This is a genomic window from Parafrankia elaeagni (assembly GCF_000374165.1).
In the GTDB taxonomy this organism is placed as follows: Bacteria; Actinomycetota; Actinomycetes; order Frankiales; family Frankiaceae; genus Parafrankia; species Parafrankia elaeagni.
In genome coordinates this window covers 104,911-126,320 of record NZ_KB893671.1, presented here as the reverse complement: position 1 = coordinate 126,320, position 21,410 = coordinate 104,911, and the positions used below count along the sequence as shown (strand labels likewise).

15 protein-coding genes and 1 tRNA gene are annotated in these 21,410 nt (G+C 70.5%); 6 read left to right on the top strand and 10 right to left on the bottom strand.

Going from position 1 to position 21,410, the window contains the following annotated elements; all coding sequences use genetic code 11:
- Positions 1-836: 836 nt before the first annotated feature.
- Entirely contained in the window at positions 837-2,711 is a 1,875-nt protein-coding gene (locus B207_RS36635; RefSeq protein ID WP_051102343.1) for a serine/threonine-protein kinase, read from the top strand.
- A gap of 130 nt (positions 2,712-2,841) precedes the next feature.
- Here the strand turns inward: B207_RS36635 and B207_RS0102270 are convergent, their stop codons facing one another.
- Both B207_RS0102270 and B207_RS0102265 read right to left on the bottom strand, forming a co-directional pair.
- Complete coding sequence (locus tag B207_RS0102270; RefSeq protein WP_051102341.1) at positions 2,842-3,366, bottom strand: DinB family protein; 525 nt, start codon at positions 3,364-3,366, stop codon at positions 2,842-2,844.
- 168 nt (positions 3,367-3,534) lie between these two features.
- Positions 3,535-6,102: a SulP family inorganic anion transporter gene (locus B207_RS0102265; protein WP_018634887.1), complete on the bottom strand. Its 2,568-nt coding sequence runs from the start codon at positions 6,100-6,102 to the stop codon at positions 3,535-3,537.
- A 737-nt stretch (positions 6,103-6,839) separates the two neighbouring features.
- Between B207_RS0102265 and B207_RS0102255 the strand changes: the two genes are divergently transcribed.
- On the top strand, positions 6,840-9,155 hold the full coding sequence (locus tag B207_RS0102255; RefSeq protein WP_018634885.1) for an MMPL family transporter: 2,316 nt from the start codon (positions 6,840-6,842) through the stop codon (positions 9,153-9,155).
- Between the two features lie 215 nt (positions 9,156-9,370).
- Here B207_RS0102255 and B207_RS0102250 read toward each other — a convergent pair whose 3' ends face one another.
- Positions 9,371-10,177 (bottom strand): hypothetical protein, encoded by an 807-nt coding sequence (locus B207_RS0102250; protein WP_018634884.1) that lies wholly within the window; start codon positions 10,175-10,177, stop codon positions 9,371-9,373.
- Positions 10,178-10,921: 744 nt separating this feature from the next.
- On the opposite strand from B207_RS0102250, the gene B207_RS0102245 reads away from it, so the two are divergent.
- Together B207_RS0102245 and B207_RS0102240 are read left to right on the top strand one after the other, a co-directional pair.
- The gene (locus B207_RS0102245) at positions 10,922-12,427 is read left to right on the top strand and encodes a recombinase family protein (protein ID WP_026310577.1); all 1,506 of its coding nucleotides are present in this window, start codon (positions 10,922-10,924) and stop codon (positions 12,425-12,427) included.
- Positions 12,428-12,765: 338 nt separating this feature from the next.
- A complete protein-coding gene (locus B207_RS0102240; protein WP_018634881.1) occupies positions 12,766-13,356 on the top strand; it encodes a hypothetical protein in 591 nt (196 codons plus the stop codon).
- A 158-nt stretch (positions 13,357-13,514) separates the two neighbouring features.
- On the opposite strand, the gene B207_RS0102235 is transcribed toward B207_RS0102240, so the two are convergent.
- Together B207_RS0102235 and B207_RS0102230 are read right to left on the bottom strand one after the other, a co-directional pair.
- On the bottom strand, positions 13,515-14,600 hold the full coding sequence (locus B207_RS0102235; protein ID WP_018634880.1) for a CU044_5270 family protein: 1,086 nt from the start codon (positions 14,598-14,600) through the stop codon (positions 13,515-13,517).
- Positions 14,600-15,178 carry an RNA polymerase sigma factor gene (locus tag B207_RS0102230; RefSeq protein ID WP_018634879.1) on the bottom strand — a complete coding sequence of 193 codons (579 nt, stop codon included), beginning with the start codon at positions 15,176-15,178 and terminating at the stop codon, positions 14,600-14,602. Before B207_RS0102230 ends, B207_RS0102235 begins: the two co-directional genes overlap by 1 nt.
- Positions 15,179-15,474: 296 nt before the next feature.
- Here B207_RS0102230 and B207_RS39420 point away from each other — a divergent pair, with 296 nt between their 5' ends.
- Positions 15,475-15,630, top strand: a complete 156-nt coding sequence (locus tag B207_RS39420; RefSeq protein WP_018634878.1) for a hypothetical protein — start codon at positions 15,475-15,477, stop codon at positions 15,628-15,630.
- An 81-nt stretch (positions 15,631-15,711) separates the two neighbouring features.
- Here the strand turns inward: B207_RS39420 and B207_RS39415 are convergent, their stop codons facing one another.
- The gene (locus B207_RS39415) at positions 15,712-15,882 is read right to left on the bottom strand and encodes a hypothetical protein (protein ID WP_018634877.1); all 171 of its coding nucleotides are present in this window, start codon (positions 15,880-15,882) and stop codon (positions 15,712-15,714) included.
- A 1,898-nt stretch (positions 15,883-17,780) separates the two neighbouring features.
- Between B207_RS39415 and B207_RS0102215 the strand changes: the two genes are divergently transcribed.
- Positions 17,781-18,713: a hypothetical protein gene (locus tag B207_RS0102215; RefSeq protein ID WP_154675102.1), complete on the top strand. Its 933-nt coding sequence runs from the start codon at positions 17,781-17,783 to the stop codon at positions 18,711-18,713.
- Positions 18,714-19,094: 381 nt separating this feature from the next.
- Here the strand turns inward: B207_RS0102215 and B207_RS0102210 are convergent.
- The 4 genes from B207_RS0102210 to nadD all read right to left on the bottom strand — a co-directional run bounded on the left by B207_RS0102210 (position 19,095) and on the right by nadD (position 21,220).
- Positions 19,095-19,168, bottom strand: a tRNA-Ala gene (locus B207_RS0102210).
- 51 nt (positions 19,169-19,219) lie between these two features.
- The gene (locus tag B207_RS0102205) at positions 19,220-19,987 is read right to left on the bottom strand and encodes a histidine phosphatase family protein (RefSeq protein WP_018634875.1); all 768 of its coding nucleotides are present in this window, start codon (positions 19,985-19,987) and stop codon (positions 19,220-19,222) included.
- Positions 19,984-20,379 carry a ribosome silencing factor gene (gene rsfS / locus B207_RS32175; protein ID WP_018634874.1) on the bottom strand — a complete coding sequence of 132 codons (396 nt, stop codon included), beginning with the start codon at positions 20,377-20,379 and terminating at the stop codon, positions 19,984-19,986. The genes B207_RS0102205 and rsfS overlap by 4 nt, the downstream gene beginning before the upstream one ends.
- 238 nt (positions 20,380-20,617) lie before the next feature.
- Entirely contained in the window at positions 20,618-21,220 is a 603-nt protein-coding gene (nadD, locus tag B207_RS32170; RefSeq protein ID WP_018634873.1) for a nicotinate-nucleotide adenylyltransferase, read from the bottom strand.
- Positions 21,221-21,410: the final 190 nt, after the last annotated feature.

The following is a 21,410-nucleotide window of genomic DNA, read 5'->3' as shown; positions in this document are numbered from 1 at the left end:
CGGATCAGGGCGCCGATGCCCTGCCCGGCGGGCCTCGGGCACACGGCTCCCGTCGCACCCGCGTTGGCGCGGCGACCCGTGGACGGAGCAGCCGACCCGGTACGTCGGTATCGCTGCGGTCCTCACAGCCCCCGCACGCCGCGGCACCGCCGGGCGACTGGCCGGGACTCCGATGCCCCCGAGAGCCGCGTCAAAATTCTCACGCACAGTGAGCAATCCGGGCCGGACCTTGAGCGCCTTACCCGCCAAAACCGCCTTGAAGTGCTGCCATCCGACCATACACGAACGTATGCATCGATTACAGCGATAACCGTGCGTAACGTGCGGACCGTCGCGACGGGTGTCCGCACCCGGCGGACACCGCGGACCGGAACACCTACACGACCCTCTCCGTCCCCCGCCAGACATTTGCCTGCCAGCAAGAATCGGCAGGCATCCGACCTACGAGCTGATGCACGCGCTCGACCGGGCACTCAACATCCCGCTCGCCCTGCTCACCCCTGTGACCGGAATTCCGATCTCCGTCCGCGCGCGGACGGAGAAGTCCACTACGATGCCCCGGCAGCAGCGCCGACAGCCCGGAACGCACCGCCCTCTCCGGAAGCTCCTACGGCGACCGATCAGACAGCGACCGATCAGGTGGCGGAGGTCGCACGCCTGCCACAGCAGGACAGCTCGGGCAGACCTTCACCGCCCGCTGTCACTGTCAGAAACTTGCCAACTTCGATGCGCAACAATCCGACGGCGTACCGCCCGCCTGCTGGCAGGATCCCGGCCAGCACCGAAGGCGCCGTCCGGTCAACCGCGCCCGCGCACCGGAGGAGGACCGACAGACCGTGCGAGGACACGGCCACTCCGCGGGTCCACCGGGTCCACCGGGCTCGGCGGGCTCGGCGGGCTCGGCGGGCTCGGCGGGCTCGGCGGGCTCGGCGGGCGTGGTCGCGCCCCGGCCGGCCGGGGCGCCGGCCCCGGAGGAGTTCCTCTCCCCGCTGTGGCCCGACGACCCCCTCCGGGTCGGGCCGTTCCTGCTGCGCGGGCGCCTCGGCGCCGGCGGCATGGGCACGGTGTACCTCGGCCACGCGCACGGCCGGCAAGCTGTCGCGGTCAAGGTCATCCGTGCGGACATGGCCTCCGATCCCGACTTCCGCCGCCGCTTCGAACGCGAGGTGGCCGCGATGCGACGGGTCGAGAGCCGGTTCACCGCACCCCTGATCACCGCGGACGTCGGCGCGCCCCGGCCCTGGCTCGCCACCGCCTACGTGCACGGTCCGACGCTGCGCGCGAGCGTGGAGCGAAACGGGCCGCTCCCGGCCGAGAGTGTGCTCATGCTGGCCGCCGGGGTCGCCGAGGCGTTGCTCGCCATCCACGGCGCAGGCGTCATCCACCGTGATCTGAAACCGGCGAACGTCCTCCTGACGCTCGACGGCCCGCGGGTGATCGACTTCGGGATCGCGCGGGCGGCCGACCACTCCGGCAGCACGACGACCGGACAGATCATCGGTTCCCCCGCCTACATGTCGCCCGAGCAGGCCCGCGGTGAACGGGTGGATGCCGCCTCCGATGTCTTCGCCCTCGGCTCGGTCCTCGCCTTCGCCGCCACCGGGCGCAACGCCTTCGGCGAGGGCAACACCGCCGATGTCATCTACCGTGTGGTCCGCGAGGAACCGGTCCTCACCGGGGTCGGCGGCGACCTGCGCGGGCTGATCGAGGCCTGTCTGGCCAAGGTCGCGGACCAGCGGCCAGGGCCCGCGGAGATCCTCGCCCGCTGCCTGGTCGAGCCACCCACCGTCGCGCAGACGACAACCTGGCTACCGGTGCCCGTGCTGGCAGAAATCAGCCAGCGACAACGGCACCCGGATGTCGTCGTCGCGCCCCCGGTCCTTCCGGCCCCCAGGGCGCCGGTGGGTCCCGGAACACCCGAGAGGCCCACACCCGCGGCGGCGTTCGTGATTCCGCCCGCACCGGCCGTGACGCCTGCCCGGCGTTCACCGCGGACTGCCGTCGCCGCGGTCTGCGTGCTGGCGGCCTGTGCGCTGGCCGGCGCGCTCGCGGCGACTCCGGCCCGCACGATGCTCCGGCCCTGGGAGCTACTGCCCGGACGCGGCGATGGAAGCGAGGCTCCGGCCGACCCGTCATCCCGGCTCTCTCCTGCCGGAGCGGGCAGCACGGCCGAGCCGGAGCGCCTCCCCGGCACAGGCCTCGGCTCCCGGCCGGCCGACGGCGCCACCGCCGGAGCGCGCACGTCGTCGCCCGGCCCGGCCGTGGGCGGCCCGGCCCCGAACGCGGATACGGACGCGGACACGGACGACCAGGGTGGCCTCCCTCCTGAGGGAAACCGCCAGCCTCCCCTGGAGGGCCAGCGCCGGACCACACCGCCGGGCCATCAGGATCAGCCCTCGGTCTTCCCCTGGCCGCGGGTTCCGCGCCCGGACCCTGATCCGGACCACCCGGCCGAGAACCCGGCCCCGCGGCCCACCACCGCGGCGCCCACCGCCGGTCAGGTCCCACCGACACCTGAGGAGGGCTCCGGGACGGCCTCGCCACAGCCTTCGCCTTCGGCGTCATCGCCTCCGACACCGTCACGGTCCGCCGCCCCGGCGGAACCGAGCGAGCTGCCGGCACAGACCACGGCCCCGGAAGACGGCGGCGACGATCCGCCGCCCCAGGACGTCCCGCCCGATCCGTCGGCGCCCGCGGACCCGCAGCACTGAGCTGGCCGGGTTGCCGGGCCCGGCAACCCGCGGGCCCGGCTGCCCGGCTCAGGCCGCGTGACGGCCGGCCGCCGCGCCGGCAGCAGCACGCCCGCGCAGGCCTCCGCCGACAGCGGCCGCGCGTTCGGTGTCAGCCCATGGTGCGGCTGCCGTCCAGGGCCTCGCGGATGATGTCGGCGTGGCCGGCGTGCTGCGACGTCTCGGCGATCAGGTGGAGCAGCACCCGGCGGTACGACCAGCGCGCGCCGGGCTCGAACCACGGCGCTTCCGGCAGCGGCCGTGACTCGCTGAGCTCCGGCAGCGCGCTGAAGACCGCCGTGGTCCGCTCGGCGGCCTGGTCGTAGGCGGCCAGCAGCCCGGCCAGGGTCTCGCCGGGCAGTACCTCGAACTGCCCGGCCCACTGTTCGGGCGAGGCCTCCTTCTGCTCACCGAGGACGAAGGCGACCCACGACTGCTCGACCGCCGTCACATGCTTGATCAGCCCGCCCAGGCACAGTGCGCTGACGGTGGTGCGCTCGGCAGCCTGCCCGTCCGTGAGGTCGCGGGTCGTGTAGCGCAGGAAGTACCGGTGCCGCGCCAGGGTCGCCAGCAGGTCCTCCTGCTCGGTGACCATCTGCGCCCCGACGCTGTCCGCGATGTCGACCGTGCTGCTCATGGTGCTGCCTCCGAGGTCCGGGACCCGCCTGCCGCACACCCGTGAGGTGCGGGCCCGGCGGGTCGCTGTGGACGTCACGGTAGGCACGATTGCGGACAGGTCTGTTCCGCGGTGACCGGAGCGGGCGGGCGGTGTCGCCCGCTCCGGGCCGCGCTCAGTGGGCCGCGCTCAGTGCCCGACGGCATCCGCCAGGCGCTGGCCGCTCTCCAGCGCGGGCAGCAGGCTACCCGGCGGGATCTCGAACCGGTCCGTGGTCTCGTCCAGGACGATGGCGCGGGCCGTGGCGATGTCGAACCACATGCCGACCAGGTGCAGCCGGCCGGCGGCCTCGGCGCGGCGCACCACGGAGAGCCCACGCAGGGCGACCAGCTGCTGGGCGACGCTGATCCGGCTCAGCTCGTCGGCATTGGCCGGCAGGCCGCCCGTCTCGCGTTCGGCGCGGGCGAGGGCCGGCTCGCCGTGGCGCAGCCACGCCTCCAGATGACGCAGCGGGGCGGGAGGCCGCCCCGAACCGTGGCCCTTGTCGTGGTCCGGATCGTGGCTGTGCTTGTTCCGGGTGAACAGCGCGTTCACGGCACCGCATCCGGAGTGCCCGCAGACGGCGATCGTGCGCACGCCGAGGATCTCGACCGCGTACTCGATCGCTGCCAGCGTCGAGTCGCCGACCGCGTGCGGGCCGGGGACGAACGCTCCCGGCGTCCGCACCGTGAACAGGTCGCCCGGGCCGCTGCTGGTGATGACGTTCGGCACCAGCCGGGAGTCGCTGCAGGTGATGAACAGGGTGGACGGGCGCTGACCCGCCTGCAGCTCGGTCAGGTAGGGCTCGATCATCGGCGCGGTCCGGCGGTGGAACTCGTCCACACCGTTGAGCAGCCGCTGCTGGTCGTGGAGCTGGTCATGCTGCCAGGACGACCAGGGCGCCAGCCAGCGCGGCGTCCGCGGCGGGCGGGCGTGGTGGCGGCCGGACCGACCGCCGAGCAGGTTCGCCAGGACCCGCCGGTTTCGCGGCCGGGTCGGCGCGGACGGCAACGCCATCGGGACGTAACCGACCGGGTCGACGGTCACCGTGACGCCGGCCCGGAGCCGCTCGGCGATCCAGTCGTCCAGCATCTTGTGCGCGCCGTGGTCGAGGTAGTCGACCGCCAGGTCGAGCCGGACGGGCGCACCCGGCGGCACCTCGGCCAGCCGGCGTGCGAGCCGGGGCAGCGAGAGGAAGGTCAGCGCCCCTTCGACGACCACCCGCCACGGCGAGCCCGGCCCGGTCGGGGGGTGGACGTTCACAGGCGCGACCAGCGTGCGGCGCAACGCGAGCAGCAGCGCCGTCGCGATGCCGATCAGGACGCCTTCTAGCAGGTTGAGCAGCACCACGCCGATGACGGTCGTCAGGTAGATGGCGAGCTCGCCGTGGCGGGCGATCGCGCGGATGTGCGCCAGATCGACCAGCCGGAGACCTATGACGACAAGCAGCCCGGCGAGCACCGCCAGCGGGATCTTCCCGACGAGCGGCGCCATCAGCAGCGCGAAGCCAGCCATCCACAGGCCGTGCAGGATCGCGGACCGTCGGCTGCGCGCGCCCGCCCGGACGTTGGTCGAGCTGCGCACGATGACACCGGTGACGGGCAGGCCGCCCAGCAGGCCGGAGACGGTGTTGGCCGCGCCCTGCCCGAGCAGCTCGCGGTCCAGGTCCCCGCGCGGCCCGGAGTGCATCGCCTCCACGGCGACCGCGGACAGCAGCGACTCGATGCTCGCGACGAGGGCGACAGTCAGCACCGCCAGCGCGACGGCACCCCACTCCCCACTCGCCGGCACCGCCGGCAGCGCGATCGCGCCCAGCAGGTCGTCCGGCAGGGCGACCCGCGGGACGTCGAAGGCCAGCGAGGCGACGGTCGCGGCGGACACCGCCGCCAGCGGCGCCGGGACGGCGGACAGCGGCCGCGGCAGCCGCGGCCACAGCACGGTGAGCGCGATCGTGATCAGGCCGAGCAGCGCGGCGGCGGGCACCGCCGGCGAGGCCAGCTCACCGGGCAGAACCACGAGGTTGTCCCAGGCGGCCGAACCGGCGGTACCGCCCAGCACGACGTGGACCTGGCCGATGACGATCGTCAGCCCGATGCCGGCGAGCATGCCGTGCACGACGGCGGGTGAGATCGCGAGAGCTGCCCGGGCGACCCGGCTCAGCCCGAACAGGATCTGCACCACGCCCGCGGCGGCGGTGACGAAGCAGGCCACCCGCCAGCCGTGGGCGATGACGATCTCCGCCACGACCGCGGTGAGACCGGCGGCGGGCCCGGACACCTGCAGCGGGACCCCGCCGAGCGCGCCGGCCACGACACCGCCGACGACCGCGGCGATGATGCCGGCGACCACCGGTGCCCCGGAGGCGACAGCAATACCCAGCGAGAGCGGAAGCGCCACGAGAAAGACCACGACGGACGCTTCAAGGTCGTGACGCCAGACCCCGCGGGGCGCACCGTCGGTCGGCCCGCCGGCCGGCCCGCCGGCGGAATCACCGGTCGGGCCCGCGGCGGGGTCGGCGCTTTCGGGAGCTGGGCCCGGCGCGGGCGCGCCGCGGCGGGCTCGGCGCCAGGGGGCACGCGGAAGTGTCCGGCGCGGCCCGGTTTCGGTGGGGGCGGCAACACCGGCCCCGAGGACGGTCTCGGACGGATATGGCAGCACGGTCGGGGAAGGCGTCACCGACGGCGGCCGGATTCTTGGCTCGTGGTGCTCGGCGTGCACGATCGTCTCCTCGGCGAGGGCGCAACGTCAGCGTCAGGCCATCAAGATCTCGATGTTGAGTAGTACAGGTTCAAACACGTTACGTGACTTGAAGTGGTAACTCCCGCCTTGACCACTACTCCGTGGTAGGCGCGATGTAGCTACCCGGCAAGATACCCAGTCGGGCAACCAGAAATGGACGCTGAGAGCGTCCTCCCAAAATCTTAGGGTAGCCATCTCGGGCAACCTGGGAGCAAAGGTCTGAGCGCCCGGCTACCTGCGTCCCGCCCGCACCCGGGGCTTTCGGCCCGCCCCGCTCCGCCAGGTGACGACGAGCACTGCCTGGGATGACGACGAGCACTGCCTGGGATACAGAAAGCGCTGGTCCGGGCACCACCGGCTCCACGAAGCGGGCAGGTCGATCATTATGTGGGCATGCCGGATCACCGTGCGTCTCCAGGACCTGCCGAGGCGGCGGCTTCCGCCGGGCGACGCGCAGCGGGCCGGGGGATCCGGACCCTGCCTCGTGGCTGTTTCCCGGTCGGGCTGACCAGTGCGCGACCAGGGAGTCAGCGATGCGACGCGGGGTGCCGGTCTGCCCGTCACCGGCCCGACAGATCCCGGCGGAGATCGGTGTCAGTGTCGGACAGACCGCGAACGCAGTGGTCCGGCCAGCCGGCCGAGCGCCGCGGGACCGCAGCGCACCGCCGTGTGATCGGCACAAGGTGGCCGCCGTGGCCACGCATCAAGGAGGAGTGATGTCCGGGTTCCTGTACCGGGTGGGATGGCTGGCCGCGGGCCGGCCGTGGCGTGTGATCGCCGTCTGGGTCGCCGGGCTGGTGGTGGCGAGCGGGCTCGCCATGGCCCTGGGCGGTGAGCCCCACGACAACTTCGACGCCCCGGGGACACCCTCCCAGCGCGGCACCGACCTGCTGCGCGCCGAGTTCCCCGCGCTGGCCGAGGCCCAGGCCCGGGTGGTGCTGCACGACCCGGACGGCACCCGCGTCGGGACGGACATCACGACCGAGGTCGCCCGGCGCCTGGGTGAGGTCCCGTCCGTCGCCGTCGTCAGCCCGCCGCGGCTGTCCGCCGACGGCGACACCGCGCTGTTCACGCTGAACTACGACCGGCCGGTCACCGATCTCGGCGGCACCGAGGCGATCGACCATCTCGTCGAGGCCGTCTCCCCCGCGGAGCAGGCGGGCCTGACCACCGAGTTCGGCGGCCAGGTCGCCGAGAACATCCAGGAGGTCAACGGCCGTGCCGAGGCGGTCGGCATCGGGTTCGCACTGATCATCCTGCTCGTCGCCTTCGGCTCCATCACGGCCGCCGGTGTGCCGCTGGCCGTCGCCCTCGTCGGCCTGGGGATCGGCACCGCCGGCATCACCCTCATCGCGGCCGGCACCGACGTCAGCACGATCGCGCCGACCCTCGCCTCGATGGTCGGCATCGGCGTCGGCATCGACTACGCCCTCCTGCTCGTCACCCGGCACGTCGAGGGCCTGCGGGGCGGGCTGACCGTACGGGAGGCCGCCGCCCGGGCGAACAGCACCGCCGGTGTGTCCGTGCTGTTCGCCGGCGTGACCGTCGTGCTGTCGCTGATGGGTCTGCGACTGGTCGGCCTGAACACCTACGTGACCACCGGTTTCACCACGGCGGCGGTCGTCGTGACCATCGTGATCACTGCGCTCACGCTGGTCCCGGCGCTGTGCGGCCTGGCGGGCACCCGGCTGCTCGGCCGCCGTGCCCGGGCCGCCCTGGCCGCGGGTGGGGACCCCGCGGCCAGGGACGCCACAGGCGCGCCCACCGCGGGCGACGCACCGGTGGCAGCCAGTGCACGCCCGGAGCATCGGCAGGCCCTGACCGCCGTCTGGGCCGGGCGCATCGGCCGTCGGCCGCTGCCGTGGGCGATCGGCGCCCTGCTGCTCCTGCTGCTGCTCGCCGCGCCCGTCCTCGGCATGCGTACCTGGCCGCAGGACGCGGGGAGCCAGCCGGACTCCACCTACCAGCGGCGCGCGTACGACCTGATCGCCGCCGAGTACGGCCCCGGCTCGAACGGACCGCTGATCATCGCGGCGGATCTGCGGAAGGTCTCCGCAGGCGACCTCGATGGCATCGTCGACCGCATCAGGGCGACTCCGGACGTCGCCGCCGTCCAGCCGCCGATCGTCGCGCCGAGCGGCAACGCCGCGGTCATCATCGTCACGCCCACCGTCGCCCCGAGCGACGCACGAGCCGCCGATCTGGTACACCACCTGCGGGAGGAGGTCCTGCCCGCAGGCGTCGAGATCACCGGCCTGACCGCCGTGTTCACCGACCTGGCCAGCTGGATGTCAGACCGGTTGTGGTGGGTGGTCGGGTTCGTCGTCGGTGTGTCGCTGCTGCTGCTGACCCTGGTGTTCCGCTCGCCGGTGGTCGCCCTGAAGGCCGCGGTGATGAACCTGCTCTCGATCGCGGCCGCCTACGGTGTTGTCACCGCGGTCTTCCAGTGGGGCTGGGGCACCGACCTGCTCGGCCTGCCGCACAGTGTGCCGATGTCGAGCTGGCTGCCCGTGCTGATGTTCACCGTCCTGTTCGGCCTGAGCATGGACTACGAGGTGTTCCTGCTCTCGCGCATCCGGGAGGACTACCTTGCGACCGGCGACGCGCACGGCAGCGTCGTGCGCGGGCTCGCCGCCACCGGCCGGGTGATCAGCTCCGCCGCCCTGATCATGATCGCGGTGTTCGCCGGCTTCGCCCTCGACCCGGACGTCACGGTCAAGATGGTCGGCGTCGGCATGGCGGTCGCGGTCCTGGTCGACGCCACGATCATCCGCATGGTCCTGGTACCGGCCACGATGGCCCTGCTCGGCCGGGCGAACTGGTGGCTTCCCGGCTGGCTCGACCGGATCATGCCCCACGTGGACGTCCACGGTGCCGCCGTGGCCATACCCGCCACGATCACGCCCCCGGCAGTTCCCCCCACCACGGACGCCGTCGTGGCCACGACGGCCCCGGGCACAGCAACCGCCCCGAGTACCGCGGGGGCTTTGGTCGAGCCCAGGAGCGCGGAAGGAACAACCCAGCCCGTCTGACTCATCCACCGCGGCACACCCGGCGCCACCGGCACCGGCACCGGCACCGCCACCGGCACCGCCACCGCCACCGGCACCGCCACCGGCACCGGCACCGGCACCGGCACCGGCACCGGGCCACGGAACGCGGGCACGGCGTCACGGGAAACCGGCTCGACCAGCTGACCCCGGGACGCCCTGCCATGCCTGTCGACGTGACCCTGCGGATTGACGGGTCAGATCTCCCGGCCGCGGAGCCGCAGGGTGACGACGCCGGCGGCGAGCAGCCAGACCGGGGCGAGGATCCCGGCCGAGTAGGGCAGGCCGACGGCCACCGTCGCGGTGATGGAGATGCCGGCGAGAACAGCGCTGACGATGCCGAACCAGGTCGGCAGAACCCGGTGCCGGAGCGACACCACCGCGACGCAGGCCGCCGCCGCGATGACGCCCCACCAGGCGGCGTACTGCATCTGGCTGACCACGACGGTGAGGACCTCGACGTCCGTCTTCGTGTAGAAGGAGTTGTCGATGCCGCCCGGGACACCGCCGGCCAGAACGTGCTTGAGGCCGAAGCTGAACATCAGCCCGCCGAGCGCTGCCGCAAAGGCGAGTTTCGCGGCCGGTACCGCGAGGCTGTCCGGCGCTCGGCGCTCCAGAAGACGTGTCAGCCCGGCCGCGAAGCCGAGCAGCAGCAGAACGGCGACGAAGCCGATCGAGCCGCCCAGCCAGAGGGCGACCCGGTGGTCACCGGCAGCCTGGTAGATCGCGTCGGTGCCGTCCCTGGTGATCGACTCGTCCGGGTCCCAGCCGAGCATGAACGAGCCCACGGGTGCCAGCACGGCCGCGGCGAGGCCGGCCAGTGGCCACCGCGAGCGGGCCGGCCTGCCGGCGTCCTCGGCTCTGGTGCCGGGGCCGGGGCCCGTGCCGGGCCGCGCGTCAGAGCTGTAGCGCGCGTCAGGGCTGTAGCGGTGGTGCCGGGCCTGCGCCGACCGGGTGTCGGCGCCCGGGTAGCCGTGGGCGTCGTAGGAACCGGTAACAGTCATCTGGGGCTCTCCTGTTCGTGGCCAGGAGGCTGCCTTGCGGGCCGGCAGCACTCGACGATGACCGAAACAATGCGGCGCAACGCCATGAACCAGCCACGGTGGCACCCAGCGCTTTCGCGGGGAGGGCACCACCACCGCCGCATACGGGTCAGCCTGTACACGCACCCGTCCAGTACGCAGGCCCGGCACGGCTGCACATCGTCGCCCATCGTTTCCAGAGCAGAGTTTGAGCGCGGACCGTGACCGTCTGCGTATACCAACATTCACGGGCGACCCGCGCCTCGACGAAGTGGCCGGTGGCATGCACGCGTTCCTGCAGCCCGACGGGCGATGGTGGCTGAACAACACCGGTGTCCTGGCGGGGCGCGGAGGCGACACGGTGGTCTGGCTGTCGCGCCAGCGCGTTCTTCTCGCGGGCGACCTGCTCATGTCCGGCATGACGCCGTTACCCGCACGGACGGCCGGCAAAAGACGTGGCAGACCTGCAGGGGCGCACCCCGCGGAGAGGATCCACAGGCGAACGGAACGCGGGGCGGTGGCCTCGTTTCTCGAGAGCCTCCGCGATCGACCCACCGGGACGCGAAAACCCATACTTTTCCCCGACGGATTCGCCGAGGAACACCGAGAGGCAACCCCCGAGCCCAAGAGCCCGACCCCACAAGAACAAAACCCAAAAAACCCAGACCCGGACACAACTCTCGGGGGGCTTCGGGGGGCTGAAAGTGCATCCATACACTACGGCGCATGGGTGATCAGGAGTCAGGAACCGAGCGAGGGCGGGCGGTTCGTGCTCGTCTGCGCGCGCGTCAGGCAGGCGGTCGCGGTGACGATCAGCGCCGACCGTGGGCGGGTGAGTCTGCCGCGATCTACTGCCGGATCTCGCACATCAAGGATGACGATCAGACCGGCGTCGATCGCCAACGCGAGATCGCGCGGGAGGTTGCCGCACGGCTGGGGTTGGTCGTCAGCCCCGAGCATGTGTTCGTTGACCCGAACCGGTCCGCGTGGCAGCGGAACCGGAAGCGTCCGGGGTGGGATCGCCTGTTGGACGTGGTGCGGGGGCGCAAGGTCCGGCATGTGATCGCCTACCATCCGGACCGGTTGATGCGTCAGCCGAAGGACCTTGAAGAACTGTTGAGCATCGCGGATGACCAGAACATCACGTTGCATGGTCAGGCGAACCGTCGCGATCTGTCCGACCCGGATGATCGGTTCTTTCTGCGAATCGAGGTCGCGCACGCCTGCCGTTCGTCGGACGACACGTCACGGCGGCTGAAGGACAAGATGCTGGAGGATGCCAGCGAGGGAAAGCCTCACTCCGGCGGCAAGCGCGTGTACGGCTACGACAAGACCGGTTGGCACGTTGTTCCCGAGGAAGCGCGCATAGTCCGGGTGATTTTCCGTCTGTTTCTCGCGGGAATGTCGCCGTATCAGATCGCGGACGTCCTGTGCCGGCATGGGCGGACTCGCAACGGGACGCCATGGATCGCCCGTACCGTGCGTGACGTTCTGAAGAACCCGACCCTTGCCGCGCTCCGCAGTTTTCACGGTGAGACCATCCCCGGACTCTGGCCACCGATCATCGATCGGGGCGTGTGGGATGAGGCGCAGGAGCGGCTGTCCTACCGGTCGACGCAGCACACCAGCAGCGGGAGACATTTCTATCTCCTGCGCGGCCTGATCATGTGTGACCGGTGCGAACTGCGGATGGCCGGCACCAACAAGGGCGCCTACTACGTGTGCACTCGGGCGAGCTATTCCAGCGCAGACCCACGCCGGTGCGTGCGCCGCATCAATGCAAAGATCGTGGAAGATTTTGTTTCGGACGCGGCGGTCGGCAAACTGGAAAAACTTGACGTGACCGGCGAGGCCGCTACCGAGGCCGGGGTTCCTGTCGCACTACAGGAGAAGATCGACGGGCTCCGCGAGGAATTGGAGGAGTTGCGGGAGGGCTGGAAAAAGGGTGAGTTCTCCGCGCGGGAGTACCGGGAGGACCGGAAAGTCATCAACGATCGCATACAGGAGTTGCAGCAGCAGACCGCCACGCCACGCCCGGCGTTGGAGATTCTGGCCGGTCTGACCGGTCCGAACGCGCGTGCCGCGTGGGACCGGATGGCCGAGAACGGCGAGAAAGAGCGGATGAACGCGGTTCTGCGGTTTCTTTTCGGCGCCGTGATCATCGGCGAGTCGACCACGCCGGTGGGAAAGTTCGACTACAGCCGTATCCGTTTCGAGGAAAACCCGCTCTGAAGACTGCACCGTCCCGCGGGGCGGTGCCTATGGCGACCCCGGTACGACACGCCAACGCCACACCAGGGCCTGAACCGGTGTCGTACTCGATCTTCGCGGCTTCCCACGACAACCCAGGCGGCCCACCAAACCCGACGATCCACAGAAAGATCAACTCGGAATGTGAGTATGGTCACAGAGAACCGGGATGTACACGGAGAACTCGCCCCAGACGAAGAATTCACCAGTAGATAGGACCTAGGTCCTATCTACTCTGTGTTGCTACCCGACGGCCTTCCCCTGGTTCAGAGTTTTATTCCTGTCAGGGTTCCACGCGCCAGAAAGGAAAGGCCCCAGAATTGATCAAGAAGGCTGCACGCATCATCTTGACCCTGGGTATCTCCGTCCTAGCCACGGTCTTTCTCGGCGGGGGCATCATGGCCTCCCCCGCGTCGGCAGCGACCACCTCGGAGATCACTCAGCATTACAACGGAGAGCTCCTGCCCTGGGACAAGGAGACCTGGAACGGGGCGACGAGCTGCGCCGTGGTTTCGGAAACCGACGTCTACTGCTTCGACACCTTGGCCGAGCTGGATGCGTTCACACCCGACGCCGACACGGGAGGCGATGAGGCGGAGGCTTCAACAAGCGCTGTGTTGTACAGCTGTTCGGGCGTGACCCAACTGCGCGGCACCACACCCAACGGCGAGTTCCGTAACCTGCAGTTTCATGACTGGGGATACTGGCAGAACCTGAGCCAGTGGGTCTCCCTCCCGTTTAGCGTCCAAGTTTGGGACAACCACCCAAACGGCTGCAAGGCGTACTTCCGTTGGGCCGGTGGATCTTGTGAGTACATAGCTCCGAACACGGAGATCACGTTCCTTCCTCCTCAGTGGGCGGATCAGGTCTACGTGCAGAACCCGTCGTACGCTCCGGCGCCGGGCTGCTAGAACAGTGTGACCGTGCGTAACTGCTACATGTAGCAGGCTGATGGCACGGAGGGCGGGAGAGCTCGTGAACCGAGCGGTTACCCTGACAGCCGCGATCGGTTCTGCTTTCGCTGCCCTCCGTGCTGTCATCGTTGTCAGCCAAGGTGCGTCAACGGACGTCACGTGGTGGCGCCGACGGTGGGAACACGCCGGGTCGTGATGATCTCGACGTAGCTCTCGATGATCGAAGCATCGGGAAGATGTAGTCCGGGGGGCGGTGGCGTGGCGACCTGTTCGATGGTCAGGGGCGCACCGGTGTCGGAGAAGATCAGATACTCGATACCGAGACTGAGGCTGGACTTGTCGGAGACCACCAGGCCCACCGCACGGCCGGGCCGGCCGGCGCGGTCACGGGTCGGCCCGGCGTCGAAGACCGTGGGGATCTGCGCGAGGACCTCGTAGAGCGCGGCGTTCTGTGCCGGGCTCGTCAGGCCGGTACACAGGAACCTCAGGACCTCGCTCGTGACCCAGAGGTCGACGGGATAACCCTGCGCCAGGGCATAGGCCTTCAGCCTCGCTGAGATCTGCGCGGGGTCGGTGGGGGTCAGGGCCGGATCGTACTCGGGGGGCGGCGGTGGGCTGTCGGACCTGCCCTCGAACTGGTCGTCGTCGTCGGGGGTCGGACCGCCGATGTCCGCGCCGGCGCGGTCGATCTGCTGGATGTACCGTTCGCTGTGCACCGCCCCGTCGCTGTCACGCCACAGGTCCGCGATCGTCGTACGGGCGGTGGTCGTCGCCCTGTTCCGGGCGACGGCGATGTCGAGCCCGTAGCTCTGGGTGCGGACATAGATGACAGGACCACTCCCGGCCTGCGCACTCTCCCGCTGCCGGCGAGCCGCCTCCGACAACGCCGCCACCGCACTGCCGTGATCACCCGTGGTGGCGGTGAGCAGAGGTTCCGGCAGCAGCGGCAGGGCCGTGGCCTGGTCGTGGGTTCGTACGACCGTGAACCCCAGGAGCACACCCGCGAGCACCAGGACCGTGGCCGCCGCCGTCAGAACGCCCCGGCGACGCCGGACGACGACTCGACCACGTCTGTGCCCAGGCCGGGGGGACCGGGCGGACGGATCGGCGAGCAGAACGGCCAGCAGGCTCTCCCCTCGCCGCTGCTCGACGGCGCTGAGGGGGTCGTCCGCCACCGGGTTGGAGGCGCCCAGGAGCGCGCGCACCACGACGAGATCGTCGCTGTCGTCACTGTCGGACATCATGATCCTTCCTGGAAAGTGAGCGAGGATGGGGCTTCGGTGCCGGCCGGTGTCGAGGCGGCTTCCGCCAGGGCCGCTTCGAGACGGCGCCGGGCCCGGTGCAGACGCACCTTCGCCGCGGCGGCGGAGACCTCCAGAGCCACCGACAGGCCGTGCAGGTCCAGCCCCTCCCAGCCGGCGAGCTGCAGGATCTCCCGGTCATCCGGAGAAAGCCGCTCCAACGCCTGCCAGGCCAGGTCCCTGCGTACCGCCTCGTCGGCGATGTCCTCATCGGTCAGGGCGGTCGGGTCCGTGGCCAGCCCGGACCCGACCATCCGGGCTTCGAGCCGCAGCCGCCGGATCCCCGCGCGGCGCTGGTTACGTACGACATTGCCGGCGATGCCGTACAGCCACGCCCGGACCTCGTCCGGGGCGGCGGGGTGGCGCTGCCGATGCCGCCAGGCCGCGAGGAAGGTCTCCGACACGACGTCCCAGGCGGCCTCGTCATCACCGAGGCGTCGCTGCGCGAACCGCAGGACCGCTCCGTGATGTTCCCGGAACAGCGCCTCGAACGAGGGAACGGCCAGACTGGCAGGCACAGAGACAGTCCTTCCTCGGGGCGTCATCCTGTTCATGTCCGGCACCCCCCACCCGGTTACATCCCACCGAGATGTTGTCTGGATATTCGGGACCCCGGACGGCGCCCACCTCCGCAGTCACCGTCGCGACGAGGAAGGACTCGTCGTCAGCCGGCATGAGGCAGGAACGGGTTCTCCCCCACCGGGGGGCCACGAAGGCCGCCCGCACGGCGATGACCCGTCCGGTGGGGTGGCGCTGGCTCCGACCCTGCCGGCGCTCTTGCGGGGTGTCGCCGGGGTGGCGGACGCATCCGCGGATGGCCTACGGGGTCGTGTTCGGCGGGGCGGACCGGCCGGTGATCGCGATGACGGCCGAACGCACGGTCGAGGTTCTGGCCGTCATGGGGTTCACGCTGGACCGGCCGGGCGAAGATGACGAGCTGGGCGCGCCGCTGGTGATCGGCGGGCCGTAGCCGACACCAGCAGTACCGCAATGAGCAAGGGGCCCCCGACCGGCAGTGCCGGCCGGGAGCCCCTTGTCGTGTTCCAGCCGGTTACCGGTCGGGGGATGCGTTCATGTCGATGGTGAGGATGTCCGCGAGACGGGCTGCGTTCTCCGCGCTGATCGTCGTGTGGAAGCCCGCGATGGCGCGTGCCAGGTGGTAGGCCCGGTCGGTGCGACGGTCGACGTCACCGGAACTGTCGTCCGGCCTGGGGCCGGGCACGGTGGGCGGACCGGACGTGCCGGGTGGGGCGGTGGTCAGGCTGTCCGGCGGCCGCGGCCTGGGGGCTACGGACCGCCGGGCGGGGCGTGCGCGGGTAAGGGCGCCATCGGATGTGCTCGTGTCGTGTGGGTCGGATGCGGCGGTGGTGGGGTTGGTCTCGCGTGGCAGTCGAGCACGGGTCTTCTTCTTCCTCGGGCGGGGCGTGCGGGTCGGTGACGCGGTGGCGGGCTGTTCCGGCAAACACCCTCCAGACACGGAACGACCGGCCTACGGCCGGTCGCGGGAGTGAGGCAGGTAATCGGTGCCTCACTCTGTATAACGAACGAGAGGCCCAGGAAGATCCTCCAAATGAAGGTAAAAGGTGGCAAATGACAGGATTGGCGCCGACGGGGCGTGCGTAGCGGTAGCGGCCAGCACGGGTCTTCCCAGGCCTGTGCCGGCCGTTCCGGGCTTGGCCGGAGTTCCGCCGCTACCCGCTACTTGCGCGGATCGCGCAGGTCACGGACGCGCACGGGCCATCGGGGGCGTGCACGGTGCCGCTACCGGTAGCGACACCTGCGCTACCGGGAATCGGGATGCTGGGCACGCCGGACGGGCGCGGACTCCGTCCGCGTGTGCGCCCTCGGGTCCCGCCGCGGACCCCGTGACACCGACCGACCCAGCAGCGTTCCGAAGACCCAAAAACCGCCCGCTGGGACGATTTCGGGCCATCCGCGCACGGGCTCGCTAGACGCAAGAACCCAGGTCAGAGCACCGAAACGCCGCTAACGGTGCTGCTAGACCCAGCAGCACCGGCCGATAGGCCAAGCAGCACCGCAAGCCCGTCACAGCCTCCGCCCGCACACCGCGCTGCACCAGCCGCGACGGGCGCCGACACACGATCCCACCCGACCAAATCAGTCACTCAAAGTAACAAAAAAGTGTTGCGGCGACAGTGTGGTGTTAGCGCCGCGCCTGCTAACGTTAGCACCCCTGTATAGCGGCAAAAATCGCTTCTGACCTGCGCATTGGCGTGTTAGCGACCATCCGCGTCAAGGGCATGGAACCGGTGGAACGGGCAGTCTGCGCCCCTCCCACGCGAGAGACATGGTCCGCCGCGACCTATGGGGACAGTACACGGAAAGTGACGCCCCTCGCCGGGGTTCCTCGCGTCGCGCTGAAGATCGCCCCGCCACTGGAGCCCCACTTACCGAGCATCGGTCACCCACAGTGGCCGATGGGGTGCCTGTCACGGCTGCGAACAGGTGCTTACGCAAGCGACACAGCCGCTTGCGTAAGCACCCCCGTAAAGCGCCGAGAACCAGCCGCGACCAGCACATAAGCGGATAAGCAGGCAGAAGCCCAACCCGCGAAACACCCCCAGAACGGCTCTGCGGGCCCCTCCCAGGTCGCGAGACGCACACGCGCGGCACCCGCAACCGCCTGTTACACGGAGCCATGGTCGGGCGCCCGGCCGGGCCGCGCACAGCTACCCGGCCGGCCCCCGCCAGACAGCCCGCACCACCGAAGATCACCCGTGGTCAGGCGCGCACCGGGACAGGCCACGGTCGTCACGTGATGATCGTCGGACCGGCCGTCCCGGACACGGCAGCTCCGCACAGCTACGGCAGCGAGCGTCAGACAGTGCGGATGTCAAAGGTCCGGGCCGACGAGCACCGTCCGGGAACGGCAGGAGAAGTCCCGGTTCTTGCTTACGCGCAGCCTTGTTCGAGATCACGAAATCAGGTGATCTTGCTTTGGCGGTAGTGACGCACGCGACCAGGACAGCCACGATCTGTCTGTGTGACCCATGGACATCAACCACGCCCCCGACGGACCATCGAGGTATGCCGGATGCCGCTCCGTTCATCTCACGTCGTCAGACGCTCTCGCTCGCTGGCCTCGCGACGCTGGGGGGCGTGCTCGTGAGTCCCACCATGGCGGACGACATCGTCAGCATCGATCAGGAGCTGACCGACCTTCGGTCGACGTACGAACTCACGCCCCTTGCCGTCACGGTGCCCGCGCTGAAGGGGCTCCACGAACGCGCGCTGTTCCTTGGTCATCGTCGTGGGCATCCCGCCCACCGGTCCGCGCTGAACGCGGTCACCAGCCGCGTCGGTGCACTCCGGGCGGACGCGCTCTACAACGCCGGAGAGGTCAGCCTGTCGCGGAGGATCTCCGGCCACTCCGCAAGCCTCGGGAAGCTCAGCGGTGACCCGCACACCTACGCGAACGCCCGGCGGACTCAGGCCGCCATCGAGGTCTACGAAGGACGTCCCGCGTTCGCCATGGCCTACGCCAACCAGGCAGACGAGCACACCCCGGCCGGTGTCGCGTGCATGGCGTCGAAGGCCCGTGGCGCCGCACTCGCGGGTGTCGGCGCGGACGACGTCTACCGTCTCGCGGACGAAGCGCTCAACGCGGCCTACGGCCTGCCCAGACATGATCACGGAACACCAGGCGACGAAGACCCCCGGACCTGCTCACCCGCCGAGGTCGCCTACAGCGCCACTCTCGCGTCCGCCGTCGCCGGTGATCTGTTCCGGGCCGACGGGTACGCGGATCTCGCGCTCCCGCACCTGCCGGCCGGCTTCCGTTCCGTGATCCTGGCTCATCTCGCGGTTGCGTCGGTGCCGGTCGACCTTGACCGGGCGGTCGCCGAGGCACGCAAGTCCCTCGTCCTGTCGCCTACGCCGTTCCGGTCGTTGTCGGTACCGCTGGCGAACCTCGTCAAAGCGCTCCGCCCCTACCGGCACTCGGCGCCCGACGTGATGGTGCTGGCACAGGAGATCGACGCATGGCACGGGCCGACGGTGACCACGCCACACCCTGACGCGGACTTCGTCTGACCAGGATTTCCCACCTAATCAGTTGACTACAGAGAGTATCGCTTACGGCGGAAGGTTCGAACGAGACCCGCCGGACACGATGGCCACCGTCGCGGATCCGGCGGCGGGTCGACGGCGCGCCTGTCCCGCGCCACCCACCCACGCGGGTTAGAGAGCGACCCACCGCGCGAAGTGCCGCGCACCACCTGACCAGCGCTTGCATGCGCAAGCGGAAAGGCAAGCGCTGGTCACGGGGTTCCGCCTCCCGACCATGCTGCCCGATGCAAGCAGGCTGCAAGCGCAGGTCAGGGCGTAGTGCATGAAAACCGGTTGACCGGGCTCGGCCCCCCGGCAAAATAACAAACAATCAACCCGGCGAAGCAGGCAAAACCGGATTGTTTGTGGAGCTGAGGGGATTCGAACCCCTGACCCTCACACTGCCAGTGTGATGCGCTACCAGACTGCGCCACAGCCCCATATTAAGTTCAGCTGCCCGTACTCTACCGGACGAACTCTGATCCTGCTGTTCAGCCGCTTGTCGGCCGCGTCTGCAAGTGTACAGGTTCCGTGTCAGCTGTTGTCGGCCCGTCCTGCGTCGGCAACAGGTTCTCCGACAGCGGGTTCGAGAGTGGGCGCCCTGTTCCGACGCTGTGCCCCGGCCCGACGTTGTCGACCTTATCAGGCGCCGGGACGGCCGTGGCGAGGGGGCCGCTGTTGTGCTCCGCGAGCCGGAAGCCGCCGTGCTCCCGCCGGAGCACGGACCACCGGCAGTTGCGCAGCGGTCCGAACACCCACCAGTTCTCCGGGGAGACGCCGAGCACCCGCCCGATGAGCGCCCGCGCGGTGCCGCCGTGCAGCACGAAGACGATCAGGCCGGCGGGATCGGCCGGTCTGCCCTCGCCCAGGATCTCCCCCAGGAGCGCGTACGCCCGTTCCGCGACCTCCTCGTAGGTCTCACCGCCGCCGCGGCGGATGTCCTCACCGCGGCGCCAGGCAGCGTCCTCGGCGGGGAACCGCACCGCCGCCTCGGCCCCGGTCAGGCCGGACCACGCACCGAGGTCGATCTCACGTAGGCGGGGGTCGGTCCGTACGGGCAGCCCGATCCGGGCGGCGGTCTGCTGACAGCGCAGCAGATCCGAGGAGACCACGAGCTCGGGGCGCAGCGCCCTGATCACCGGCCCGACCGCGTCGGCCTGCCGGGCGCCGGTCTCGTCCAGGGGCACGTCCGCCTGCCCCTGGAAGCGGCCGGCCTCGTTCCAGGACGTCTGGCCGTGGCGCCAGAGGAGCAGCCTCACCGGGTTTCTGCCGCACCGACACCCACAGCCGCGTCGGCGTCGGTGAAGGGGATGACCGGGCAGTCCTTCCAGAGCCGCTCGAGGCTGTAGTAGGTGCGCTCCTCGGCGCGCTGCACGTGCACGACGATGTCGGCGAAGTCGAGGAGGACCCAGCGGCCGTCGCGTTCGCCCTCGCGGCGCAGGGGCTTCGCGCCCAGGACCCGCAGTTTCTCCTCGACCTCGTCGACGATGCCCTTCACCTGGCGCTCGTTCTCGGCCGACGCGATGACGAAGCAGTCGGTGATCGTGAGCCGCTCGCTGACGTCGAGGACGAGGATGTCCTGGCCGATCTTGTCTGCGGCGGCCTGGGCGGCGGCGAGGGCGAGCTCGGTGGCTCGCGGCGAAGCGGTCACGCTCGTGGGTCTCCAGAAGGTTCGGGGCCACGCGCCCGGCGGCTGCCCCGCCGCGTGCCGGTGCCGCTGTCGGTGCCGGCACCACACGCTCGGGGCATCCCGCAGGACGCGCCGGCCACCCGCGGATCGGGCGGCCACATCCAGCGTGACACACCGACGCGCGGATCGGCGACCATGTTCTCCGGCATCGGGTCGAATGTTCTCCCGCGCCGGACCCGCCGGGGCAGCGCCGCCCGGGCTATCCGGGCCCGCCCGGCTCCCGCGGGACGGGCGGGAGCGGGTCGTACAGCCCCCGTTTCACGATGTAGCGGACGACGCCGTCCGGGGTCAGGTACCAGATGGGCGCGGCCCTGGCGACCCGCAGGCGGATGTCGGACGAGGAGATCGCCAAGGCGGGCACCTCGAGCAGGCTGACCGCCTCGTCGGGCAGGCTGGCGTGGCGGCGCAGGTGATAGCCCGGACGGGTCACGCCGATGAAGTGGGCCAGACCGAAGAGCTCGGTGTGGTCCCGCCAGGTGAAGATCTGCGCGAGCGCGTCGGCGCCGGTGATGAAGAACAGCTCGTCGGCGGGCCGCAGCCGGCGCAGGTGCCGCAGCGTGTCGATGGTGTAGGTCGGGCCGCTGCGTTCGATGTCGATGCGGCTGACGGTGAACCGGGGGTTCTCGGCCGTGGCGAGGAAGGTCATCAGATAGCGGTCCTCGGCGGCGGAGACCTCGCGGTCGGCCTTCTGCCACGGTCGCCCGCTGGGCACGAAGACGACCTCGTCCAGCTCGAACAGCGCCGCGACCTCGCTGGCCGCGACCAGGTGCCCGTTGTGGACGGGATCGAACGTCCCACCCATCACGCCCAGTCGCACGTGGGGACCCTAACCCCCCGCAAAGGCCTCGCGCCCCCGTCACGGCACCGCCCGCGGGATGTCCTTCGTCACGCGGGCGGTGCCGTGACGGGAGCGGGGACGACCCGGCCGGACTGTCGCCGGGCGACACTAGGCTGGCCGGGAGCCGGACGACACCACGGACGACACCACGGAC